The organism is Lacipirellula parvula (assembly GCF_009177095.1).
GTDB classification, from domain to species: Bacteria; Planctomycetota; Planctomycetia; order Pirellulales; family Lacipirellulaceae; genus Lacipirellula; species Lacipirellula parvula.
This window is the reverse complement of record NZ_AP021861.1, coordinates 4242488-4265117: the sequence shown is the minus strand read 5'-3', so window position 1 is coordinate 4265117 and position 22630 is coordinate 4242488. Positions and strand designations below refer to the sequence as shown.

At 53.7% G+C, this 22630-nt stretch carries 18 protein-coding genes; 6 read left to right on the top strand and 12 right to left on the bottom strand.

Translation table 11 applies throughout. From position 1 onward, the window contains the following. Nucleotides 1-419: 419 nt before the first annotated feature. From PLANPX_RS16575 to PLANPX_RS16560, 4 genes are all read right to left on the bottom strand, one after another. Complete coding sequence (locus PLANPX_RS16575) at nt 420-956, bottom strand: response regulator transcription factor (protein WP_152099806.1); 537 nt, start codon at nt 954-956, stop codon at nt 420-422. Between the two features lie 3 nt (nt 957-959). Then, nucleotides 960-2282: a sensor histidine kinase gene (locus tag PLANPX_RS16570; protein WP_172992116.1), complete on the bottom strand. Its 1323-nt coding sequence runs from the start codon at nt 2280-2282 to the stop codon at nt 960-962. Nucleotides 2283-4688: 2406 nt separating this feature from the next. Further along, nucleotides 4689-5606, bottom strand: a complete 918-nt coding sequence (locus PLANPX_RS16565) for an ImmA/IrrE family metallo-endopeptidase (RefSeq protein ID WP_152099804.1) — start codon at nt 5604-5606, stop codon at nt 4689-4691. Beyond that, on the bottom strand, nt 5590-6033 hold the full coding sequence (locus PLANPX_RS16560) for a helix-turn-helix domain-containing protein (RefSeq protein ID WP_152099803.1): 444 nt from the start codon (nt 6031-6033) through the stop codon (nt 5590-5592). The genes PLANPX_RS16565 and PLANPX_RS16560 overlap by 17 nt, the downstream gene beginning before the upstream one ends. Before the next feature lie 171 nt (nt 6034-6204). On the opposite strand from PLANPX_RS16560, the gene PLANPX_RS16555 reads away from it, so the two are divergent. From PLANPX_RS16555 to PLANPX_RS16540, 4 genes are read left to right on the top strand one after another with little or no spacing between them, the layout of a single operon-like run. Continuing rightward, the gene (locus tag PLANPX_RS16555; RefSeq protein ID WP_172992115.1) at nt 6205-7326 is read left to right on the top strand and encodes an E2/UBC family protein; all 1122 of its coding nucleotides are present in this window, start codon (nt 6205-6207) and stop codon (nt 7324-7326) included. Continuing rightward, entirely contained in the window at nt 7305-8837 is a 1533-nt protein-coding gene (locus PLANPX_RS16550; protein ID WP_152099801.1) for a ThiF family adenylyltransferase, read from the top strand. Before PLANPX_RS16555 ends, PLANPX_RS16550 begins: the two co-directional genes overlap by 22 nt. A gap of 48 nt (nt 8838-8885) precedes the next feature. Beyond that, entirely contained in the window at nt 8886-10112 is a 1227-nt protein-coding gene (locus PLANPX_RS16545; RefSeq protein WP_152101907.1) for an AAA family ATPase, read from the top strand. Beyond that, nucleotides 10105-12423 carry a S8 family peptidase gene (locus tag PLANPX_RS16540; protein ID WP_152099800.1) on the top strand — a complete coding sequence of 773 codons (2319 nt, stop codon included), beginning with the start codon at nt 10105-10107 and terminating at the stop codon, nt 12421-12423. Before PLANPX_RS16545 ends, PLANPX_RS16540 begins: the two co-directional genes overlap by 8 nt. A gap of 4 nt (nt 12424-12427) precedes the next feature. On the opposite strand, the gene PLANPX_RS16535 is transcribed toward PLANPX_RS16540, so the two are convergent. After that, complete coding sequence (locus PLANPX_RS16535; protein ID WP_152099799.1) at nt 12428-13411, bottom strand: tyrosine-type recombinase/integrase; 984 nt, start codon at nt 13409-13411, stop codon at nt 12428-12430. Here PLANPX_RS16535 and PLANPX_RS27425 point away from each other — a divergent pair. Further along, the gene (locus PLANPX_RS27425) at nt 13293-13619 is read left to right on the top strand and encodes a hypothetical protein (protein WP_172991748.1); all 327 of its coding nucleotides are present in this window, start codon (nt 13293-13295) and stop codon (nt 13617-13619) included. The two genes, PLANPX_RS16535 and PLANPX_RS27425, sit on opposite strands and share 119 nt — an antisense overlap. Nucleotides 13620-13633: 14 nt before the next feature. Here the strand turns inward: PLANPX_RS27425 and PLANPX_RS28470 are convergent, their stop codons facing one another. The 7 genes from PLANPX_RS28470 to PLANPX_RS16500 form a co-directional block, all read right to left on the bottom strand. Further along, a complete protein-coding gene (locus PLANPX_RS28470) occupies nt 13634-15136 on the bottom strand; it encodes a DnaJ domain-containing protein (RefSeq protein ID WP_152099798.1) in 1503 nt (500 codons plus the stop codon). A gap of 1160 nt (nt 15137-16296) precedes the next feature. Beyond that, on the bottom strand, nt 16297-17838 hold the full coding sequence (locus tag PLANPX_RS16525; RefSeq protein WP_152099797.1) for a type IV secretory system conjugative DNA transfer family protein: 1542 nt from the start codon (nt 17836-17838) through the stop codon (nt 16297-16299). Nucleotides 17839-17846: 8 nt separating this feature from the next. Beyond that, nucleotides 17847-19070 carry a hypothetical protein gene (locus tag PLANPX_RS16520; RefSeq protein ID WP_152099796.1) on the bottom strand — a complete coding sequence of 408 codons (1224 nt, stop codon included), beginning with the start codon at nt 19068-19070 and terminating at the stop codon, nt 17847-17849. Further along, nucleotides 19018-19767 carry a hypothetical protein gene (locus PLANPX_RS16515; protein ID WP_152099795.1) on the bottom strand — a complete coding sequence of 250 codons (750 nt, stop codon included), beginning with the start codon at nt 19765-19767 and terminating at the stop codon, nt 19018-19020. The genes PLANPX_RS16520 and PLANPX_RS16515 overlap by 53 nt, the downstream gene beginning before the upstream one ends. After that, nucleotides 19761-20183 (bottom strand): hypothetical protein, encoded by a 423-nt coding sequence (locus PLANPX_RS16510; RefSeq protein WP_152099794.1) that lies wholly within the window; start codon nt 20181-20183, stop codon nt 19761-19763. The genes PLANPX_RS16515 and PLANPX_RS16510 overlap by 7 nt, the downstream gene beginning before the upstream one ends. A gap of 486 nt (nt 20184-20669) precedes the next feature. Further along, entirely contained in the window at nt 20670-20942 is a 273-nt protein-coding gene (locus PLANPX_RS16505; protein ID WP_152099793.1) for a hypothetical protein, read from the bottom strand. Nucleotides 20943-20989: 47 nt separating this feature from the next. Continuing rightward, nucleotides 20990-21460, bottom strand: coding sequence for a hypothetical protein (locus tag PLANPX_RS16500; protein ID WP_152099792.1), 471 nt, complete (start codon nt 21458-21460; stop codon nt 20990-20992). A gap of 572 nt (nt 21461-22032) precedes the next feature. Between PLANPX_RS16500 and PLANPX_RS16495 the strand changes: the two genes are divergently transcribed. Then, nucleotides 22033-22629 carry a hypothetical protein gene (locus PLANPX_RS16495; protein ID WP_152099791.1) on the top strand — a complete coding sequence of 199 codons (597 nt, stop codon included), beginning with the start codon at nt 22033-22035 and terminating at the stop codon, nt 22627-22629. Nucleotide 22630: the final 1 nt, after the last annotated feature.

Here is a 22630-nt window from a genome sequence, read left to right as displayed (position 1 = left end):
GCTCACTGCTTAATCGGTACTGTCTTGCAACGTGATCTCGAAACCGCCTTAGCTTTATTCCAGGCATGTACAACGAGCAGACGATCCCTGTGAACAAAGCCGATATACAGGACGCGTAGCGTCAGTATCGAAGCGACTACGACGTACCACCACCACGGCAACCACACTGTCTCTTCTAATTTGTGAAGCAGTGCGGTGCCGGATAGCACACCCGCGATGACAAGGACGAACAGATCGCTCCCAGCCACCAACACAAGAGAAATGCCGAAAAAACACGCGAAAGTCGCCAACGCTGTTGCCCAACACATCGGACACACGTAACACCTCCTTTACGCAAGAGAACAAGATGAAAACCTTAGCAGCTTGTAATCAAGCAAAGTGAGGCACAGTAATCAATGCGGCAAAAATGCCGCGATGGTTCACTTTAGATTCGGTGGGTTAGCGAGCCGTCGCTGGAGCGATCTTCGGTCGAGATTCAAGACTTGCGCAGTTCGAGTCACGTTACCGCCGCAGTCGCGGAGTACACGCTGTATGTAATCCCACTCAACTTGTGCGATTGATGGAAAGTCAACCGGGACATCGCTTTGTTGAGAGGATGGCTCAAACGCGGCCAATACGTCAGATATATTGCACGGTTTTATGAGATAGGCAGAAGCTCCCTGCTTAATGGCGGCTTCAGTCGACACGATGCTTCCAAATGCCGTAAGGATCACGATCTGAATTTCTGGGAACTTGTTCTTTAGGAACTCGACAAGCACAAGTCCTGACGGACCTGGCATTCGAAGGTCGAGAATCGCCTTACTCGGAATTATGTCATCACACAAAGCGATGGCATGCGTTACGCAATTTGCGCCGATCGCTGAAAGTCCCCGTCGAGTAAATGCTTTAATCATTAGTTCGCGGAATGGATCATCGTCATCAACGATCAGCAGGTCGAATTGTTTCCGGTGTTCCATAGACTATTGCGGAATAGTTAGGATCGCGACCGTGCCGTGACCTGGTTTCGAGGAAAGCTGAAGATTCCCTCCCGCACGGGTAGCAAACATTCGGCATAGGAAAAGTCCCAGTCCGGTACCACGTCCTGGGTCTTTGGTGGTGAAGAACGGTTCTCCGGCGCGCTTCAGAGTTAAGTGGTCCATTCCCGGACCATCGTCGGCAACCAGGATCTCCATCCATCTCGGTCGTGCGAAAACTGTGAGCGAGACTCGACCTCCGGAACTTGTCGCATCTATGGCGTTTGAGATCAAAGCTGATAGCGACCGTAAGACGGAATCGAAAGGGATTGAGACAATGGCGGTGCGGTCTGGGCTAGATAGCGAAATTGGACGAGTGGGAAAGAGGGCTTTGGCGGATTTCAAAAGGTCTTCGACTGTGCAATCCGTATTGGACTGAGAGGCGAGAGTGCCTGACTCAGCACGCATTCTGCCTAAAATAGTTCGACAACGTGTTAACTCTGTCAACATGATGTCGAGTTCGTCGGCGACATCACGGCTGCTCATCTGATCAATTGAAGCTCTCAATTCGGATGCAACTATCATGGCGGACCCCAGCGGCGTGCCAAGCTCGTGTGCAACGCCTGCTGCTAGCTGCGTCAGTGCGATTAACCGCTCCTCGTTGCTTCGCATCGCGGTGAGTTCTCTTTCACTCTGTTCGACTGAGCGGCGCATGCGCGAAATAAATCCAGCGATGAGGCACGCGATCAGTATGAATGCTACGAGCATGCCATGAAGATGAAGATCAAAGGTGGTCGAACTCTCGGCGTGATGCATATGCATCCCAGGGAGGGGGAGATACCACATAAAGAGACTTCCGTACGAGATACCGGAGAGGGTCGCAATGCCCCACGTACCGACGTTTCCAAGAAGTAGCGAGGCTAAGACCACGTGCACCAAGTACATCATGCTGAAGGGATTCGCATAGCCCCCGTATGACGTAAGCAGAACAGTTAGCAACAAGACATCGAGAGTCAGGATGCAGGCGCTTAGCCGTTCTAGATGTGCAATATGGTGGCGAAGTGAGAGATGGAGTCCGAGATTCGTCAAAGCGAGTGCGGCCTGGACGAGAATGAACGGAGTCAATCTCAAAGAGAGATTCAGAATGTAAAATGCAACGGCGATGAACAGGAAATGACCGGCAAATGCGCCCCAGCGAATCCTGCACAACCAAAATAGGCGCTCTCTTGCTGGAGAATCGAAGTGCTTTTTAGGGCCAGTCCAGCTGAAGCACGCATAGTTGACCCTAGCGGCGGGTCGCCATGGCCCAAAAGGTGAACTAAATGGCATGTCGATCTTTGGAGTTAAAATGAACTTCGGTCGAGTAGCATGCCGGAACCGCATTGTAAAGTTGGGTGAACTATTGAGGCAGTCGCATGGTGCGAGGGAGCCAATTAGATGGCGGAGGAGATGATGTATGAGAGTTCTGAGTCGACGAGGGCTCTGAAAACCTCCATCTCGCCTCACCTAAAGATTCAGTAGCGTTTTGAACTGCGCTAGACTCGCCCCATGTGGGACGGTGGATAGGTCCCGCGATCGTCAACGATGCAAACGCTTTGACTTGAGATCTTCTGTTTGGGAAGCGTACCCGGTAAACGAGCCTACCAGCTCGCTAAGGGGACAGGGTTAACCGCCTGTCAAACGCTTCGCCAGTAGAGCGAAGTGCGTGGAGACACGCTCGCTTCGTTCGATGGAGGCTCACTGAATTAATCCCACTGCCTTTGTATCGCAGTGGAGTAATCTCAGCGTTCTATCCAATAGCGTAGTCTTCGGAATGAGGGCGATGCGGAAATTGTTCCGACGGGAAAGTCCCGTTGGAGCTGTCATGTTTCAAAGCTGGTGAGCGGTCTTATGAACCGCAAATCCGCCCATGGGGTTCGTGACCTGAAAGGGTTCGTTCAACATGCGCCGGTGTGGGGAGCTCTCGTTTAGCAATAAACGGGATCGGACGTTTGATCGCGTCCGGCGATGGGTCGAAAAAACCCACGGTGAATAGCTCTACCATGAAAGGCCCGAGAGGGCTTACCGGTCAGAGTCTCAAGAGACGTCGCCGAATAGGTCAGACAAATTCCCGATCGGGAATCGCTGACGGCGAAGAGCCTTAGCTCATGGGTAAGGGAGGAGCTTCTGTGTTCTGCCCCCTGAAATCGTAGTCGTCGGACTACGGAAACTATGCCGTGGCGGAAGCCCGGCCATAGAGCTAAGTGAGCCCTCGGGATAACACCCGATAGCCACGTGACTTGAGAATCGAAGTGCATGACTAACGCAGGAATCGCTGCGGCTGCCGGGGTGGTTCCCGGTGCCTGGCCTTGATCAGTCAGGTGATTGAAACGCCGTAGTGAGGGAGTGTGGCCTGAGTAGAAAGCCGAAAGCGGTCGAGGCGGGAGCCTCGTCTGTTTCGGACGGTGTCTTCGGCAAGGCAGTCGAAGCCCGCTCGCGTGCATACGGGTGGTGCCGGGCACATTAGCGACGACGAAAGGGCTGACTGGCATGGTGCCAGACAGAAGATCAAGGTGGCTTAAGGCGGTCCCATGCGGACAGCCTGCGGCTGCTGTTTTCCGTGGTCGGAGGTATAGCGGCTTCACGAGGCTTCTTCGGGAGAAGGAGCGTCCTGTGGCAGCAATTGGCGGTGGACAGTCGACGTGTATGTTCAGCACGACGAGTGCCACCGAAGGTTAGTTCTTGCGGTACGCCTATAAATTGGGGCGGTCGAACTTGGAATACAGTTCGGCCGCCCCGAATGGGCGCCGAGAAAGGAGGTTCTCGCAGAGAACTCAAGTCTGCGGGCTTTTGCTGGCGTTACGCGACAGCTGCAATCGGAAGTGCTTATTCAAACTTCCGTGAAAGAACTCCACCCGAGCTTCTTTCGCAGCTGTTTCACTGAAAGATTTTGGCATCGAGGGCTGGCCGTTAACTAGCCCTCATTTTTAATTCGTAGAGAAGCATGTGATCGTATGCAGTACAGGTACGCAGCAACTTCAGTCGAAGGATTTATTCAGCAGTTGGCAAGTAATTACTTGCCGCACGGGTATTGGTTCTACGTGTCGGGGTGGTTGCCCGAGGGTAAAGATCCAAGAACGCTGGACGAGAAGCTTCTTGTTAAGTACGGAATCTCGATGTCACGCCAGAGCCGGTGGCGGCGTAAGGCGGCAGGGTTCGCAAACCTTCAGTACTTGAGGTACGAGAGATTCTTTCTCCTACTCGCAACGCACGGCAAGCATCACTTCTTTGCGGAGGAGGCAGCGACAATACGAGATGTCAGAAAAGTTCCGATCAAGTTCGCTGGCCACTCGATAAGTTACAAGCCGGGTGGCTTCCTGAGAAAGGAAGCGGATGCTCCGGCGGAACCGGATTCTGGATGGCATTCCAGGGTACAGGTTGATCGTGAACGGTACGCAGAACTTAAGGCCTATTTCAAAGAGAACGCGTGCAAACGTTCCGCTGAGACACTTGCGAGGGAACTTTTCTGTCTACCTTACGAGCCGTACGCCCCTGTGCGGCAGCAATTGTTAAACCTTCTGAGACTGATCAATCAAGCGCGTCATGCAGGTAATCTTGCCCGAGTGTCACCAGAGGTGCTGCGATACCAACGCAAGATCGTGAAGCCGTTCGATGCAATTACCGTTAGCCGCGTGAACAAAGGCCGAGACCAACCGCATATAGCCGATATAGCCCAAACCTGTTCCGCTTAGGGGACTATCCAGTCATTGAGACAGTGAGGCGTTTTAGAGTCGCGACAGAGTGAATTAGGATGAATACCTGATGTGTCTGGGTGAAGGCTTCGGCGACGCATTTGTGTTGAACCTTATTGCGATCAACGAGGGTGATCTCGCGCGGTCGTGACATCTTTCGGCCGTAGAGCGGGACGATTCGCCCGATCTCGTCATCTGGACCGAAAGACGCTGGCCATGACAGCGGTCCGAATTGCTGAAGGAAGGATGGCGACGCGACCTCGCGCCGCATTTCTGCTGAAAAACCTCCAGGCGCAATTTTCGGTGGCTCCAGAACTAAGACCATGCACGCTCTATGACTTTCAGTCACGTAGCGACGCACAGACATGTAAATTGAGGCTCCATAGCGTTTTGACAATCGCACCGGCACGAGAATGCCGAACGGGTACTGATTAGCTTCTTCGGTAAACTTATTGATCTGAAAAATCACATCAGCCGCGAAAGTATTTGCTTCGCGTTCGAATTCCTCTGCGATTTCTGGGGCAAGGGTAACTTCGCAGTCCTCAGTGTGACTGTAAATGTCACGTTGCCATGGCAGTACTGCATGTCCCGCTTCATGGAGTTTGATGAATGCAATCTTGGCGACGTGAAGGGTGCGGTCGAGATATATAATCTTCGCTACCGCATCAAGCGCGCCCATCACTTTATTTATCGCTCGACGGAGACTCTGCCCGGCAGCTTTGGCCTTACGGCGAAAGTGCGCGATCAGTCCCTCGTCCGCTAAATCATCATCCGAAACGACGAGTTTTGACGCGTCCAGAATTTCGTCGATAGGAGTTGGAAAAACTCCAAATGCTCCGGCTCTTTCCAAGGCCAGCTTCGCATGCTTCTGAATCAGAGCGCGCTGAGCGTCGGGAAGCAAATAATCATTGGCTTTTGCCACTCTTACCCCTCCTAGATCGAAGAAACGCTAAATACTCAAGCAGACTTTCCTCTTCTTCCTGCGTCAGGGGCTCATTTGCGAATGTTGGGACGCGGCCGTGCTGCGGGGTTGAGGCCGATCGCAACACCTGTGGCGCGGGAGATGTGGAAGCGGGAAGGTAGCCCGCCTTCTGCATCAGTGTTTCGTAAGGAATCACATAGGCCTTTGCCAACGCGTGCAGCACGTGCGGCGACGGCTTGGTGATTTTGTTGGTTTCGAGTTGCGACAAGTATCCGTTGGATACCTCTTTATTTGTCGCTTCCTCGACATCACGGAGTTTCAGTTTCCGAATCGCGCGAATGCTGGCGAGATAGTCGCCTAACGTTTGGGGGCTGGTTGCTTCGACGGGTTTCTCAGGGTTGGTCTTGGGCTCTGGTTTCTTGGCCATGGTCTTTGCCTTTGTGGTGAATTCCAGCTCCTAGGATACGCCTTCCTGCTAAGTGAATCAAGCAATATAAGTTTCTGCTTGTCAAACTTAGCAAATTTGGTATAATGAGCACAGGTGGCCAGCATGTTGCGGTCGCCGCGTGTAAACCATTTAGTTTTTGGAGTACTCCCCATGAAGAAAGAAGCTGTATTGAACGCTGTAGGGCCTGTTAAAGGCGGCTCGCATAACCGGGCAACCGGAAAGTGGGCCGCCTCGATTGATGATGTCACCGTGCCCATGCCGCAGCGGCGAGTGCCGGTCGCTCTTGCCAAGGAACTTGCCAGCGTGCCGTCCGATTACGTGCTCGTTCGCGACCACAACTCGCCCAATGACGTGGTCTTTGATGACGGAGACATGATCGACTTGGCCGAAGGAAACGTTTTCTACCGGTTGAAGCGATGCGAAGTGACCGGGCGTGGCGCGTGCCAGGAGATCGCCAAGCGCGCATGGTTCCTTAACGACGTTTCTGAGATTACGATCCGCCCGGAGCTAAGCGGTGAAACGTTGCGCTCGCTGTTTAGCCTCTCGACACATTCGGACGTGTTGCGAGATGTGGACGGAACACATGACGTGCCGATAGCGATCGATGCGACCGCCCTCTTCGAAGATGGGCCGGTTTTCATTTCTCGTGAAGTTCACGCAGAGCTGAAGATCACGGTAAGCTCCCGGATCTTCAGTGAGGCTCAGGGCGTGAAGAGCCGGATGACTGGACTTGAGATCGCTGCTCTCGTCTACCCGGACAAGCCGGGCGACACGCGTGTCTGGTTCGTCTCTGACGGAAATCGAGAAGTTGCGCTGGACGAAACGGTTTGCATCAAAGGCTGCGAAGTCTTTGACGTAGTTCGGAAAGAAGTGACTGGTGGTTTCGAGAGGTCGCGCATTGACCGTGAAATCGACCTGCTGGCTTCGTCGGGACAGCGCGTCACCGTGCTGACCGGGCCCGATGTCGTCATCTTCCACGACTTGCGCACTCATCCGGGACGAAACTTCGGCACAACCGACGTGCTCGTGCCAGTGCCGGGAGGTTATCCGGCGCAGATGCTCGATCTTGCCTATCTGCGGACTGATTCGCCGTTAATCGGCAAGGTAAAGGGTCAGCCGCAGGAGGTTCTCACCACAGCGCTGGGATGCACTTGGCGACAGATCAGTTATCACCCACATAACGGGGGTGGTGGCCCCGCGTGGGACCCGACCGTGCACGGATTTCATACTTACGTTGTGGAGGTGATGTCATGGTTGCACGATCTTCAGTAAGTCGAATCACGCTCGGTGTCGACTTCGGCTACGCGCTTCTAAGGATTCGCGAAGCGGATCGGCGCGCCCTTGAGAAATTCATTTTTCAACGCTATCCGGATCGGGAGTGGGGGACCTTCTTCCGGTTTGGGTGGCGCAAGACGAGCTGGGGGCTGGCGCTCAGCTACCTCGATGGTCTTTGGCCGGGGGCGGGCGACCTCGATCGTCAAACGCCGCTTACGACGTTTAAGGATCAGTACAGTCTTCGCGCCCTCCAAAGCGCCGAGAGCGCGAAGGAGTTGGGAGTGGGTGTGGTGCATTCGCACCCGGAGGGATACGGCACGTACCCAAGTCCGCTAGACGACGACATGGACGAATACTTTGCGAAGGAATTCGCCGCGAGAACTAACGGTGCGCCCTATTTGAGCTTCATTCTTCAACGCAGCGAGGCATCGGGGCTCACTTTCTCGGGACGTGTTTACTACCGTGGGACCTGGCTGCCGCTGGTCGACATGCTGACTGTCGGTTCGTCAATCGAGCGGATTCGATCTGAACTTCTGCCACATCAAGACGATTCTGCAAACGGGGAGGAATCAACCTCTCGGCGACTCGAACAACTGATCGGAGCACCCTCTGTTACACGCCTCCGCCGAAGCGTCATCGGCGTGGTGGGTTGCAGTGGAACGGGGTCGCCTGCCACACACGTCCTGACACGCGCGCGCGCGGGTGAGTTGGTGTTAGTTGAACCACAGCGCGTGGCGAATTCGAATCACGAAAGATTTCACGGACTGTACAGGAAACATTTGGAGTCAAGTCCGCTGCCTTTCAAGGTAGACGTTCTTGACGAGTTGGTCAGGGCAATCGATCCAACTACGGCTGTCACAGGTCTAGTTGGGAACATCCTTCACGAAAATGCGTTAGACGAACTTCTTCGGTGTGACATTGTGCTTGGCTGCACCGACTCATTGCACGGCCGAGTCGCGTTCAGCGATTTTTCACGACACTACTTGCTCCCCTGCCTCGACGTGGGGGTAGGGATGGATGGCAAGAGTGGACGGATCACGGAACAGTTGATCGAGTTCACGCTTTACAGCCCCGACCTCCCTTGTGCTTTCTGTCAGGGCCGAATCGATGCGGCCGGTTTGAGCTATGAACTGATGAGCGATGAAGAGCGCGCTACACGCGAGGAACAGGCCCGCGAGGCCGTGAAGAGAGGTGATGACCCTGACCAGTACTGGCGTGGTAATCAACGACAGCTACACACGGTCGGCTATCTAACTTCTACCGCTGGCTCGATGGCAGCTGGATACGCGATGGGAATGTTGACTGGCGCGTTCGAGATGCCTCATTCAACGATGCAGTTTGACATCGGTCAGCAACGTTTTGGATTTGTAGCAGAGCCACGTTCGCAAAGGGCGCTGTGCAACTGCTCGAAACATGTTGGGTGGGGAGACGCAGCCCGCCCATTTCGAAACGTTGGACTACCGAGACATTGGGAGAAGCGAGCTTTCTTGAAGGTGAAAAGGTCGTGATCACGTCGGACCGAGCCTCACCATCGTCGGCAATAAACGCTTGAGTTCATGTTCGATTTTGGCGATACTTTTCGATGTCATCGAACAGCCGCTCAGCAATCGCTGGAAAACGGCCTGAAATCAGCGTTCGACTTTCGAAAAGGATATCGCGTGGCTCGAACAGAACTGTGGCAGCAGTGGATTGGAAAAATTGCGGAAGCTGGGTTAGCTGGCGACACTCAGCGTCTGGAATTGATTCTGCTGAAAGTGATTCGAGCACTCAAACGCGAGAACCCTGAACTTGGAAGTGAACTTGGTGCAATTCTCTCCCAGTACTCAAGCAACCCTTCCGGGCTTCGCTGGAAAGAATCTGGACCTCCGCCGACTGACGCGGAAGAAGGTCTGCCACTCGTACGCCTCGATTCAACCGAGGATTCCGCTCCGCCTATTTTGCCTGAAGCCCTCAATCGTCAGGTGGAGCAGTTCTTGATGGAGCGGAACGATCAGGAGCGACTGCTCGTCGAGGGGTTCTCACCCCCAAGATCAGTCCTTCTTGTGGGGGAGCCGGGTACTGGCAAGACGATGCTCGCCTCATGGCTCGCCTTCAAGTTGAAGCTGCCATTGGTTTCCCTTGATCTCGCAACATCCATTTCAAGTTTTCTCGGTAAGACCGGCTTCAATATTCGCCGTGTTTTGGATTACGCTCGCTCGCGTAAATGCGTTTTGCTACTTGATGAATTTGACGCAATTGCAAAGCGGCGAGACGATTCGACGGAGATGGGAGAGCTAAAGCGTATCGTGAATGTATTGCTTAAGGAGCTGGAAGACTGGCCCTTGCAGTCTGTATTGATTGCGGCAACTAATCATCCGGGCCTTCTAGATCCTGCGATACGGCGCCGATTCGATATAGTTCTCGCCTTACCTCTGCCCGGAAAAGACGAACGTCGTGCGATTTTAGAACGCGCAGCGGGTCGCTTTTCATCGGAGCTTTCGGATAAGCTTATCAGTGCCTTTGCAAATGCAATGGAGGGATCCACTGCGGCGGACGTTCAAGGGCTGATGCAAGCAGCGGTTCGTCATCACTTATCTTGGCAGGTTCCGCTACAGAAGAGCGTCATGCACGAGTTCCAGACGAGGATGGAAAACACACTGGATAGTAAATCGCTCGGACCGCTTTTGAGAAAAATTCAAAGCGGCGACGACCGCCCCTTTACTGTGCGTGAACTTGCAGAGATTTTTGGTAAGAGTCCGTCAACGATCCAGCACCACTTAGGTAAGGAAGTTATCGATGGCTGACGGGCAGCGACGACTCATTCTTGGAAGCGGCGAAAAGTACGTCGAGGGCGTTGAAAAAGCGTTCCGCGGCCGATCTCCAGAGCCCCCGAGAACCTACGACGAGGCGCGCACGCTACTCAAATCGGGCGTTGCTACGACGCTCGATCTATTTAACTCGTTGCCGGTCGAGAAAAGGTTGGAGGAAGAAGCGGTCTTCTGTCTAAGACTTCATCCCGACGCGATCGCAAAATCTTACGAGCCCACAGCGATCTTTTCAGAAGTCCCTGAACTGCGTAACGTCGGATCGCGCAGTTACCGCTCGAAGATTGAAGACGTTGCTCCAACTAAGCGTGTGACGAAGAAAATCCAGGAGGAGGAGAAAGAAATAACGGGACGGCTTGTTTTCGTGCAAGGTCCCGAGGAGGGTTTCAAGCGCCTCGTGCGACACCTAGATCGCACTGAGAACCAGCTTACGAAACAATTTCGCGACGCAGTGCGCCGGGTCGAGAAGTTCGATCTGCTTGATCCCGCAGAACAGATTCATGGATTCAGCAAGGAGTGGCGTGAGGGTCGGATTGAACTCACCCTTCATCCCAGTCGAGTAGATTCGGGGCGGCAGAAAGAGTTCCTCTTTCAACTGTTCGAAGAGGCGGGGGTAGACCCGGAGCGCAGCACGATACGACCTTACCCAAACGGTCCAACGTTTGTTTCGTGCCGGGCCACTCGACAAATGCTAAATGCATTAGCTGGGACGAACCCTCTTAGAGCCGCTCATCCGCTCAGCTTTGGCGGCTTGCCGAATCTTCGCAACGCTCCATCATCTGTCGCGCCACTGCCGCCTACGTCGACGACTCGATCGACGATTAAGGTTGGCATGTTCGATGGAGGCCTCGATCCAACGGTCCCGTTGCTCCTGGGGCATGTCGAGGAGGACCTGTCGCTGGGGATCGCGACGCCACCGGATGTTGATTGCGTCGCTCACGGCACTGCCGTTGCGGGTGCGATACTTCATGGGCCTCTGAACGGCATGACGGGACGCACGCCTACGCCCCCAGTCTACGTCGTGAGCATTAGAGCATTACCGACTTCCGACCGCCTTGATGAGGACTTATTCGAATCGATCGACGTAATCGAGCGAGCGGTTCCCGCGAGGCCCGATATCAAGGTTTTCAATCTGAGTTTCGGCCCACGCGGACCGGTCGAAGATGATCCGATCTCACGGTTCACATATGTCCTGGATGATCTCGCGCATCGGCACAAGGTTGCCTTCGTCATTGCTGTGGGCAACGACGGAACTGTCTCAGGCTACGACCGAATTCAAGCTCCTTCGGATGTCGTCCACGGAATCGGAGTGGGGGCGTACACGCTGTCCGGAACGGATAGAGTTCATGCTCCGTATTCCTGTAAAGGTCCCGGTCGGGAATGCGGCAAGGTAAAGCCTGATGTCGCGGCGTTTGGAGGTTGTGACAATTCGCCAATGCATCTCGTTTCGACTACCGCTGGGCAAAAGCTGCTTCAGTGGGGAACGAGCTTCGCGTCACCGAACGCGGCGCGCCTGTGCGGACAGGCCACCGCAAGTTTTGAGCGAAGTTCGGCACTACTTGGTCGAGCGTTACTGGCTCATACTGCGCGCCATCCGAGCAAGACTCCCGATCACTTACTTGGGCATGGTTGCATCGCTGACGGAATCGATGACTTATTGTTCTGCACGGACAAGAGCGTGACGGTTGTATTTCAGGGCGTCATTCTGCCGACCAAGGTTGTTCGTCTCCCCATACCGTGGCCCGACCGAGTTGCCATTCCAGGAAAACTGCAAGTAACGTGGACTGTCGCTTCACTTGCTCCCGTGGATCCGATGCATCCGAGTGACTACACGTCATGCTGTTTGGAAGAAACGTTTTACCCGCATAGTCAGCGATTCAATTTCTCGCCACCGAAAGGCCTGAGTGCCAGACCGAAGAAGCTCCATCTGATAAATGACAAAGCGGAAGTCAAGGAACTCTTGAAAGAGCGCTGGACGCAATCGACATTCCCCCTGACTGAATCTGGGAATGAGTATAAGGACGAACTCGCCAAGCGAGCTCTCGATTGCAAGTGGGAGCCTTTGGTGCGTCGAACGAAATCGAAAATGGCATCGAGTATTTTTGAGCCATTCATGACGCTGCATGCGATCGGTCGTAATGGTGCATCAGCGCGGTTTGATTATGCTGTCGTCCTCACGATCACGGCAGAAAAATTCAAAGGCGACCTGTACGCTGAGATTAGGCACAAGTACCCAGCACTCGCACCAATTCGTGTTAGAACTGAAGCCGAGATCAGAGTTCAGATCTAGCGATTCAGATTACGATCCGCTCAATCTCATCCAAAGTGATTTCGTCGCTCGTTCGGTCGTAGAGCTTCGTAGTCTTTGGACTGGCGTGTGCGGCGATTGCCTGAGCGTTCTCGATCGTGCCGCCATTTTCCAGGTAGGCTGTGATGCCAGTTCCTCGAAAGGTGTGGCAACAGGTCGAGAAAGGAAGTCCAGCTTTCTTTGCGCGACGCTTAACCATTTTTAAAACGTCAGTTCGAGACATTCCCCGATTAGTCATCATCCCTTTGCGGTCAATCGTTCGGAAGAGCAGGGCCTTCGCGTCCTTCTCAAAAGTAGCGGCATCGAGATAGGCGTCCAGATATTCCTCAGCGTTGTGATGAGCGGGGACGTCGTGACGCTTTCCGCCTTTCTCGTGAAGGCGAAACTTCCAGCGTTTGCGATCTTGAAAGTAATCGCGTCTTCGCATTTTGATTACGGCGGTGACCCGAGCAAAGCTATACACCATGATCCCAATCAACGCGCGGTCGCGAAGACCAACTATCGTTGAAGTGTCGATTGAATCCAACAATGAGCGCGCCTGATCCACGGACAGAATCGGCGTCTTGCCGCGTGTCACCACGTGTCGCGGTCCGCGAACCGAAGTCGCAGGACTATAGGGAATGATTTGGCCGGTGACGAGCCAGTCGAATAGCTTCCGGATTGCGGCCAAATGCTGCTTGATTGTGGGAACCGAAAGTTCGTGCTTCTCAATGTAGAGTGCAATGGTTACAGGTTGCACGTCTCGGAGCGACCGTATATTCCGTGCTTCGCACCAAGACAGAAATTGAAGCACTGCTTGAACGTACGCAGCCCGAGTATTTCGATTACGAATCGTAACTGCGAAAAACTCAATGAACTTTACCGATGCGGCAGCACCGGAGTTCGAAACAATGGGCGGCAGTCGATCAAAGCCACCACGTGCCAAATCGTTCGGCTTAGAAATTATTGCGGGGGCGTCTCTCTTTGCCATTCTCTCCAACGTTCAGGACGGGCTATCTAAACCCGATTTTGCTGAAGTCGTCGGTTCCCCGACAATGCATCATAACGTCCTTTATGATGCACACACTACCTTGGGAATTGCAATCGAGGAAACGACGTTTAACGGTAGTCACGCGGCGATATACCGCCGACAGCTTTTACCGATGGGCTGTCTACCGGTGAAACGTATTCGCAATTGAGAAGATCGACTGCTTCAAGGATCGAGCAGTTGAAGTTCAACGAGCGCTGGACCGAGCTCAATCAAAGCGTCCTGCATCCGCTCAAGCTTTTGCCGTTGAGTATCTGTCAGGTCGCTCAAGTACGGAGTTGTTTTCCAAGTCGGGCGTTCTTTTTCGTAACTTGTGCATAGGCAATGAAGCAGCCGGGTTTGTCCTTCAGGAGTCTTGTCGAGGCAGCCTCGTCCTTCAAGTCTCGCGAGCGAGAACGGTCTCTTCTCAGCAGTCTCGGTAAGATCTGCTTGAAGGTGCCCCTTCATAAGGAAGAAGCTAAGGAGAGCTTTGGTTTTCCCGCTACCCGCTTTCACGAGGAGCTTTTTATTCTCGGCTTCAGCTTGAGCCGCTTCTCTTGATGCAGCGGTATCTTTCTCGATGTCGTTAACGGCCTCTACTCCCGCCGCTGCCATCTGTTCAGCTTTTTTCTCGGCGATCTTCTTTTGATTTGCACTTTCGATCGCAGCGAGCGAAGCCTGCTCTTTTGCTTTTAGTTGAGCGATCGCATCTTCTAGACTGATATCACTTGGCTTGCCACTTCGCTTGCCTACCTCAATTAGCGCAATGATCTGTTGCCTTGGCTCCCTCGCCTGCCGAAGCATGGCTTCGGTTGCGTTCATTTCTTCTAGAATTGCTTCTGTGAGCGTTGCATCAGGTTCCCACGTAGGAGAAGTCTTCGCGAGTTCCGCTGAGACTGGTGTAAGAAGGAGGTTGATGCGATCTGCGGCTGCTGCCGCGTCCGAACTTGTGGGACGCTTGACTTCAAACCTGGCTGCGAATGTGCGAGTCCCCTCTTCACTGGCCGCTATGTACTTTCCGCGATCGTTATTCATTAGCGGCACCACCTCTTTGTCCCAAGCTGCGAGTTCTGAATTCAGCTCGTTTACGAGTGCTAATGCCCGGTCGCCTTCGGTTCTTACTTTCTTGAGCTTGGCAGTAGCGAGGGCGATCTGGATAACCCGCTTCCTTTCTTCCTCTTCAATCTCAGCAAGCTTCTGCTGATTCTTCAGGTGTTCTGCACGCTCTTCGATCTCGTCTTGCGATACTGTCTCCGGCGTAACTTCAGTTGGCGGCCTACTGGCAACAGTTGCAGCGGCGGCAACTAGTAATAGCGTCGCAGCAATTCCGACGCCGACGACAGGCTTACTCCAGAGGGATTTTGATTTCTCCTGGAGTGCGGCGCGTGGCGGCGCCGGTGGAGGCGTCGACTTTGGCGAAGTCGGTCGAGCGATCGGATTCTTGGGAGCTGCTGGCGGAGGCTCAGGAGTTGACTTCCGTGATGCAAAAATTGAGTCGTACGCCTGTCGCTTGTGTGGATCTGACAGGACTTCGTACGCCTCCTGCACTCGTTTGAACTGAAGTTCCGCCTGACTCTTATTTGCAGGGTTGCGATCTGGATGGAGCTTCTGTGCGAGTGCTCGGTAAGCCTTATCAATATCGTCGCTTGAAGCGACTGACGAGACACCCAGATCGTCGTAGTAAGACACGGCTGGATTTTCCTTTCGAGAGTAATCCTTTCAGGTATCCGCGATCGATGCGGCAGTCGATCAATATAGTGGTTTTTTGGCGAGCGGGTGAAATTGTTCCCGGACGGTACCCGGATGCCACGCGTATGGTCGTAAAAGCTTACCCGGGTAGAATTTCCACATAGGAAACAACTACCCTCTGACATCTATCCCCGTTTTTCTTCGATGCGTTTGCCCATATTCGCAACCATCGATTCAAGGATGGCCTTTCCTGAGCAATGGATGCTCTTCCATGTCCGTCGGTCACTCATGGTACTTCCTTTCGTCTTCCACCGTTGAGCGTACTTCGGTTCGTTCAATTGTGAATGACAACTAATATGAGGAGACAACCATGACTGAGAAACGGATAGTGACTTTGGATCGCGACGGAAATGTGGTGAAGATTGAACTACATCAGGAGCCAGGCATGTGGGAGAGGTTCTGGAGACGCTTAGCATTTATAATGCTCGCGCTTCTGGTTCCTTCTCTCATTGGAATCGGCTGGATGTCTTGCATTCTTGCTACGACACGTCGGTTCTAAGTCAGTAGGCCAATTTTGTGGCCGGCCATCCTTCGGGATGGTTTTTAGCAGTTACCTATCGTGGTCACCTGCGATAGCAGCAATAGATTTGCGCTATTTTGACTTATCATTCTTCGGGATGTTGTTTTCATTGTTCAACATCTCGCGGTACAGCAGACTGCACCAATAGACTATCGCCGATACTTGTCCTGCGAGGGCTAGCATGGGTAGCCAGAGATAGAAAAGGACGGCTGGTATAACAACGAGTGTGCTGAGCACAAGTGCCAGCGTTACGTACCCTTGCCACCCGCAGATGGGCCCGAGTGCGCTTTCGACTGAAGCGATAAAGTCCGGTGGCACGTCTTTAGGAACCAGCCAGCTAAAGCCCCATACGATGTCTTTGTGTTTGCGTTGCATGCCTGCGAGATTAACATCCCGATCGGTGCTACTCAAAAACTTTTTTTACCCTTGCCGCCTAGGGCCTAATTTGGCGGCACTTTAGGAAACGTACCTGAGCGTTGCTCGGGGAATATGTCACGGAGGATATATGAAGCACATTCATTTGATGTGCGAGACAAAATGGCCCATGGGGGCCTTTTGTCTTTTGTAGACATACATCTGCTCACGCTGTAAGTGCGGTGTGTAGCGATTCCATTCGGGACTGAAGTTCATCATCTCTCAGCAGCTCTTCGTCTGTGAACGTTCGCTTACTCGCTTTGCTTTTAGCAGAACTGGGGGGCGAGGCGTCGGCAGTGTTCCAAGGCCTTAGGTCCGCAAGATCACCGTTCGGATAGTTCGGTAGTGGCTCATTGTCGAAGCGGAGGTGCTCGATTATAAGTATTGGATAGAGTGCCCGGCAAATTCGAGTTCTCGTGCCGGGGCCGTACGTGAGCCCATCGTTGACGAGAAGGACCGAATGCATCTTCTCATCACTGACGGCGCGTATTGCGTCCTCATCTAGGAACCAACCGTCAGTTTCGGAAGTCGAGTATCCATCACCTTTTCTTGATGTTGTTTTGCCGTATTTCAAGTCGCGAGCTTTGCCCGACTCATCTCGAAGAAACTCGATCTCCTCGGGGGTGGCTCCTGAGTAGAACTGCTTAATCGCGGTGTTTGTTAATACGCCATCCGGCAGATCGCGGTCATGTGTCTTAAGTTGCGTCAGGTATTGAGTTGCAAGTACGAATTGAATGCCCCAAGCGCGGCATGTGGAGAGCAGATCACCGAACGCTTTGCCTGCGATGTGAAAAAATTCGTCCACTACGACATGAATCGATTTCTTTGGAAGTCCTTTCCTGCGTCGAAGTTTCGCCGCTTGAATTAGAGTCGTGAGCGCGATTGCCGCTACCTCGCGAAGACTTGTGGCAGTCTGGTTCAGTTCAAGGTGAAAGTAGACTACGTCGCCCTTCTCGATTGCGTCAGCGAAATCAATTCGCTGTGAAGGCATCGCAGCGTGGGCGCTTAGATTGATCTGCGGGTATTCCGCGAGCGTATCCAGGCACAAAGAAATGTGTTTGGCGTCGGCGTTGCCTTTTTCTCTGGCGCGGCGTGCGAGCTGAATGGCGAGAGTGCCGATAGAAAGCTGTCCGCCCACCCTGAGCATGTCCTTGAAGGCTTGCTTCAGAAGTACGAAGTTCTGCGCAGTAAAATACTGACCGCCGTAGACGATTCCGTTGTCTAAGCCGAGTGAGCGAATCCAGTCGGACGCTAGCGTAAGTGCAGACGTGGATTTCGGCGATATAAACTCGAATGGGTCGAGAAAGTAGTAACCATTGCCTGGCTCGCAGGAGAGATGGCGGAACGATCGGTTGTCGTTCTCTGCGGCTCGCTTCACGGCGTGAAAAAAGCCGTTATCTCCTTTCAAATCAAAAACGAAAACCGGGTTCTTCGGTGCCCATGCGCCAGTAATGTCACGGTGGCCGCGGATGAACTGGAGCACCGCGGGCAAGAGTGTTCCGGTTGTTTTGCCAGAGCCGGTGCTGCCGAAGATCACGGCGTGGCCATTATAGAAAAGCTGCGCCGGAACAGATATCACCGCGTTTGTTTTCGGATCGATACCGAACGTGATGCTACGTCGCTGATCGATGCGTGTCGAAGATTCCTTGTGAGATTGAATCCTCTGCCAAAGGGTTTGCTCGGGTGCCAGAGTTTCGCGGTACAACATTGCGGACCTCACATTTCGGTATGCTTCACGTTTCTCTTCAGCTCTTGATGGAGCCGTTCGAGTTCGACCAGTCGCGGATAGTAGATTGCAAGGAGAATTGCGGGGGGAAGGGTCAGGAAGAGAATGACTGCGATGCCAAAGCAGAGAAGGTAAGGCGCGAGTGGCGAGGCCAGTGGTATGTGGAGGAAAGGAGCGAAGAGCCAACTGTAGCCGTGCAGCAAGTCATCGCCGGTTACCAAAGCGGATTCGTTTGGCATTACGAACAGCGAAGCGAAGATGTCCCACGGGCAGTAGTATGTGAGGCCCAAGATCAATGCGGCGTAGAGACTGCCAATTAGACCGAAAAAGATGCAACGCCGTACTAGCTGAGTTGAAGGCGGGAGCCACTGATTTGCATCGTCGAGCGATCTGGCTGATTCGAAGACGGTCGGATAATCGACGTACGTTCGTGCGACACGGTACGCCTGAACGACGAAGTAGAGAACGATCTGACTATCGTTGCCGTCCCGAACTCGCTTCGATCGGACCCAGAGAAACCACCCGACAAATCCAGCAACCGCTGCTATCGCGACACTTGTAGAGATGAGAATTGGGAGTGTCACGATCGCAACCAAGAGGCCTCCCAGTAGCAGCATGTTTGGTTGGCCGTCTTTAGAGGGCTTCTCGTGACGGTACTCGGCGGGCATGAACGGTTGGCAGATCATGTGTTCGAAGTAGAACTCAATCGGTCTTCCTCCGAATTTATAGAAGGCAGCAAACGAGATGAGCGCGGGAATAAACGTCGCAACGAAGCGGTTTCCAAACCAGATGCTCAGAATCGATCCAACTAACAGGCCAATCGGAACATACAGCGTGGGTGCGATCAGATACCAGATAACATCTGGTTCGCGTTGAATGAGCAGCGGGTGTGGTGGAAACGGAGATTCCAGCTGTCTTTTCCTTAACCGTAATAGACGGATGTAGTTCCAAGTACAGATTAGAAAGGTGACTGGAAAGCTTCCGATGACGGCAATCGGAAGAGTTCCGGAACGATAAAGAGTCAGACTTGTGGCAAGAACTAGCGGAATCGCCAGAGCTACTTGGACATGAAGAATGAACGCGCGGCCAAGAAGCGGGACGTTTGGCCAGATGTATAGGAGGGGAAATCCTCCAGTCTTGTCACGTGGGGTCGTGAGCGGCTTAGGCTTTTGAATCTTGCCGAGATCGTCGTCCTCTAAGTCCCACTTCTCCACTGCTCACTCCCCAGGAACCTGGCGCACGAGTGACGAAAAATGCCACTCCCTGCTGGCCAATCGTCTGACTGAGTGCGACTCGTAATTGGTCACACATTTCAGAGGACTCGACTAATACCAGATAACGGTACCGCTTCAAGGCAATGGCCTCCGCCAATTCAGGGATTTCTCTGGCGTTGCGGACATTCTTTTTCAGCTCGCTGACTGTTTCGGCCAGCGAAGCCTTCGGCACGGAAACGTTCGAAATGTGGAATTCGGGTCCGGGGGAGAGGCAGTGGAATCCGGGAATCTTTCCGTCCTTACGAGTTGAACCTCCTACCCCCGGAAGGAATACTTGCTTCACCTCGCGGGCTTCGAGCCGGTAACTTGGCGTCTTACGCATACAGCAGTACCAAAGGATCGCCAGACTTCGGGGTATGGCGGTAGGTCCGGGAGCATTTGCTCGACGCGCGGTAGCCCCCACTAAACGGGTCGCGGACAGCGAGAGATGGTAGAGCGTGAAGTTCGCTTTCGAATTCTTGGCATCTGCGATTCCGTGTTCCTTTGACTCGATAAGTTTTTGCGTTTTGAGGTCGGCAATTGCCTTCCCGCAGCCGCCGGACTTACCGTTGAAGAACTTCCGATCTATCACAGGGCGGAGGGATACCTGGTATCTGGCGATGTGTCGCAGGATTGCCTTCTGAACGGGCGTTACCATATTTCGTACCTCAGGCAGAGTGCTTCGCAGTAGAGGTGGAAGTCGCGTAATTTCATCTTTGAATACTCGCCTCCAAACTCGATCACAGTTGCTCTGCCGTCGCGAGTCCGTATGAGTGCATCGGGAACCTTCTCACCGGACTTCACCTTCATGTTTCCTTCTGAAACCCATTCGGCATCGCCGATTACTCCTTTCATTCTCAGTTCGAGATATACCTGGGCGAGCCCAAGATCGTGACTCGTTTCTGAGTTTCTAGGTGGCCGGTCCCCCACACCACCGTATCGATTGGCTGCCTTCATGGATGCGATGTAGATCCGGCAGGTAGTTGCCGGAAAATTAAAGCGGTGCTTCAGGAGGTAGGAGATCTTTCCGAATTCAATCACTGGGTCGCCCGGTGACCAAGTGGCGATCGGCATATTGAGTCGCGGAAGTCGCTTCGCGAACCGCCTCTCACTTCTTAACCAACCCGCTACCTCAAGCGCCGACATGCGCCTTTCTGCTTGCTTGGTCCCACTAGCAAGCGACGGCCAGAAGTAAGCTGCGACGATCGACGCGGTGATGCAGCGGACGCGTAAGACTAACGTCCTCAAAACTTCCTCGTCTCGGTGAGTCAGGTGTGGCGGCATTGGCGAAATCGGCGGCGGAACATTCTCCCGAACATTTGCCCAGCATCTTGAATCAGTGGGAGGGCGAACCGGGCAGAAATCAGAAGGTCAGTTGGCGTAACGAGTTCGGTGACGGACAGCCGACTGAGGTGCGGCTTGAGGTGTACCAGTGCTCAATGGCTGATGAGCGAATGATCGCGTGTGTCCAGGAAGGTCGCTATGGCCGTGTCGTCCGGGTAGAATCCGGTGAAGCTGCCTCAGTTGTCATGGCTGAGGCAGCGGAATTAGTGAATGCGGCTAGTATTCTTCAGGAAGGAGAACAGTAGTCGATGATCTATCGGCCTCAGTAATTATCCAGAACTTTTGTCCGGAGGTTGTCTGGTAAACGGAGAAGAGGCGATAGCCGTGAGTAAGAGAAAGTTCGTTCTCTTCCCAGTCCTCTTTGCCGACGGTTCCCCAGTCTCCTCGTGAGTGCCGGGTGAGTGCCGAAGCGATTTCCCCAAGGAGTACATGTCGAGCGACGCCCGGAGTGGTGAAGATGTTACCTGTGCTAAATTTCGTGGTGGTCATGGTGTAGTCTCCTTGAAGCGGGCGGAGTTACCCGCCCGCTCGTTAATCTATTTACTGTTGGAAGTAGCGAGGTTTTCGCAGACGCCCGACAAGAACCGTTCCATGTTCTGGTCTTGCTGTTCGCGATCGACTGGCTGCTCTTCCGCGTGGGATCGTGGAGTGCCTATCACCTCGATGTCTTCGGGGTTCAGCTCAATAACGACGCGCCCATTCGTGGCCGAGTACCATTCGATGTAGGGGTAGCGAACATAATCAGCCGGTTCGAGTCCTGCTGTAATGTCGCCCGCACTCCCCGTCTGAAGCACGTTGAAGCCCTCCATGTAGCTGTCGCCGTCGTCTAGCGGTGGTGGTGGAAGGAGTTTCAGTGCGGCACCCCTGATATCCCGGTGGAAGTGTCCTTCAAGGTCCAAGGTCACCTTCTCAGGTAACCCGGCAAATCTCAGCCACCCGGTCACCTTCCCTGCGGTGGTGTTGTCGAGAAAGCCTTCGATTAGTTGTTTGTGTGGTCTCCATGCCATGTTGTTTTTTCCTTTATCTAAAGCGACTGACTTGGCCCTCAGTAGTCAGCCGAGATAATCCGCCTGGAATCTCCCCGGAGAAGTTTTCCTCGCAGTGAGGGCCGCGTTCTTGTTTGTTCGCCCCTGCATGGCAAACAAGAAGGCGGCCCTTACGGAGAGGAAACAGAAACATTGCCCGGCCGAAGGCCGGACCGCCTTGTAGACGGCTCATCCTGACGAAGAGCGTGAACCGGAGCGGCAGAGCAAGCGCCGTGACAGACTTCCCGTCTGGCACAAGGTTGCTGTCGCGGAGGGCTCACAGTGAGGAAGGTGAGCCGGAAAAGGCTGCTGAGGGCGAAGCCCGATCCCTTGGGCCAGTTGATTTCTGACTTGAAGCGCTCCGGCTAGAAATCAGCGGACAAGGATGCGGAAAGTCTTCCCTCCCCTACCTATTTTGAAAGTTCGAACTTTTTCCAAAGAATTCCGACCGAAATTGCACGAGCTGCGTAACTAACAAGCTTGTACCGCAAGTGTGATGTCCCGTGGAGCACTTCGCCGCCTGACACCGGTCTATAGCAGGGAAAGGAAACGAAATGGCAACGGTCGCCAGTAGTGCAGAGGAAGACGACGACGAATACGCCAGTCGACACCGCGAGGAATGGAGTGAAGCGAGAACAGAGAACGCCGAAGAGAGTCCGATATCGCTGTTTCAAAGCTTCCTCGAGTCAAACGCGATTCAGTGGATCTTCAGCTTGCTGATCAGTATCTGGGGAACGGTCGTTGATCTAGCGGCAAAGCTCGTCGCGATCATTGAGAGGCTCGCCTCTATTGAGAAAGACCTCGGCGATAAGCCCGTGGTGGCTCCGGTCCGAACTTACTACACCAGTAAAACTTTCCCCCCGGTGTTAGAGGGCCGTCTAATTGCGGAAACCGTTGCCCACTACTGTCTCGTAGGTAAACTTCGTGCCGTTAAGACGGCCGGAGGGCGCGGAGTGCACAACGAGTGGCGTATCACGCATGACGAGTACCTTCGCTACGTCGCGGAGGGATTGCACAGTGCGGCCCAAGCCAAGAAGAACCGCGAAGCGCGTGAGGCTAGAGCGTACAAACCTGACCATAAGAGGCAGGTACCGCCCAAGCCTAAGAAGAATACTGAATATCTGGATGGCGCCGAGCCGTCCTATAGCTAGG

What these genes read in the sequence shown, in the direction of transcription:
- PLANPX_RS16550 (WP_152099801.1), top strand. Translation starts at nt 7,305, where the DNA reads ATGGTTGCACGATCTTCAGTAAGTCGAATCACGCTCGGTGTCGACTTC.
- PLANPX_RS16570 (WP_172992116.1), bottom strand. Translation starts at nt 2,282, where the DNA reads ATGCCATTTAGTTCACCTTTTGGGCCATGGCGACCCGCCGCTAGGGTC.
- PLANPX_RS16560 (WP_152099803.1), bottom strand. Translation starts at nt 6,033, where the DNA reads ATGGCCAAGAAACCAGAGCCCAAGACCAACCCTGAGAAACCCGTCGAA.
- PLANPX_RS16575 (WP_152099806.1), bottom strand. Translation starts at nt 956, where the DNA reads ATGGAACACCGGAAACAATTCGACCTGCTGATCGTTGATGACGATGAT.
- PLANPX_RS16515 (WP_152099795.1), bottom strand. Translation starts at nt 19,767, where the DNA reads ATGGTAACGCCCGTTCAGAAGGCAATCCTGCGACACATCGCCAGATAC.
- PLANPX_RS16525 (WP_152099797.1), bottom strand. Translation starts at nt 17,838, where the DNA reads ATGTTGTACCGCGAAACTCTGGCACCCGAGCAAACCCTTTGGCAGAGG.
- PLANPX_RS16545 (WP_152101907.1), top strand. Translation starts at nt 8,886, where the DNA reads ATGTTCGATTTTGGCGATACTTTTCGATGTCATCGAACAGCCGCTCAG.
- PLANPX_RS16505 (WP_152099793.1), bottom strand. Translation starts at nt 20,942, where the DNA reads ATGACCACCACGAAATTTAGCACAGGTAACATCTTCACCACTCCGGGC.
- PLANPX_RS16495 (WP_152099791.1), top strand. Translation starts at nt 22,033, where the DNA reads ATGGCAACGGTCGCCAGTAGTGCAGAGGAAGACGACGACGAATACGCC.
- PLANPX_RS16555 (WP_172992115.1), top strand. Translation starts at nt 6,205, where the DNA reads ATGAAGAAAGAAGCTGTATTGAACGCTGTAGGGCCTGTTAAAGGCGGC.
- PLANPX_RS16510 (WP_152099794.1), bottom strand. Translation starts at nt 20,183, where the DNA reads ATGCCGATCGCCACTTGGTCACCGGGCGACCCAGTGATTGAATTCGGA.
- PLANPX_RS16500 (WP_152099792.1), bottom strand. Translation starts at nt 21,460, where the DNA reads ATGGCATGGAGACCACACAAACAACTAATCGAAGGCTTTCTCGACAAC.
- PLANPX_RS27425 (WP_172991748.1), top strand. Translation starts at nt 13,293, where the DNA reads ATGAACTTTACCGATGCGGCAGCACCGGAGTTCGAAACAATGGGCGGC.
- PLANPX_RS16535 (WP_152099799.1), bottom strand. Translation starts at nt 13,411, where the DNA reads ATGGCAAAGAGAGACGCCCCCGCAATAATTTCTAAGCCGAACGATTTG.
- PLANPX_RS16540 (WP_152099800.1), top strand. Translation starts at nt 10,105, where the DNA reads ATGGCTGACGGGCAGCGACGACTCATTCTTGGAAGCGGCGAAAAGTAC.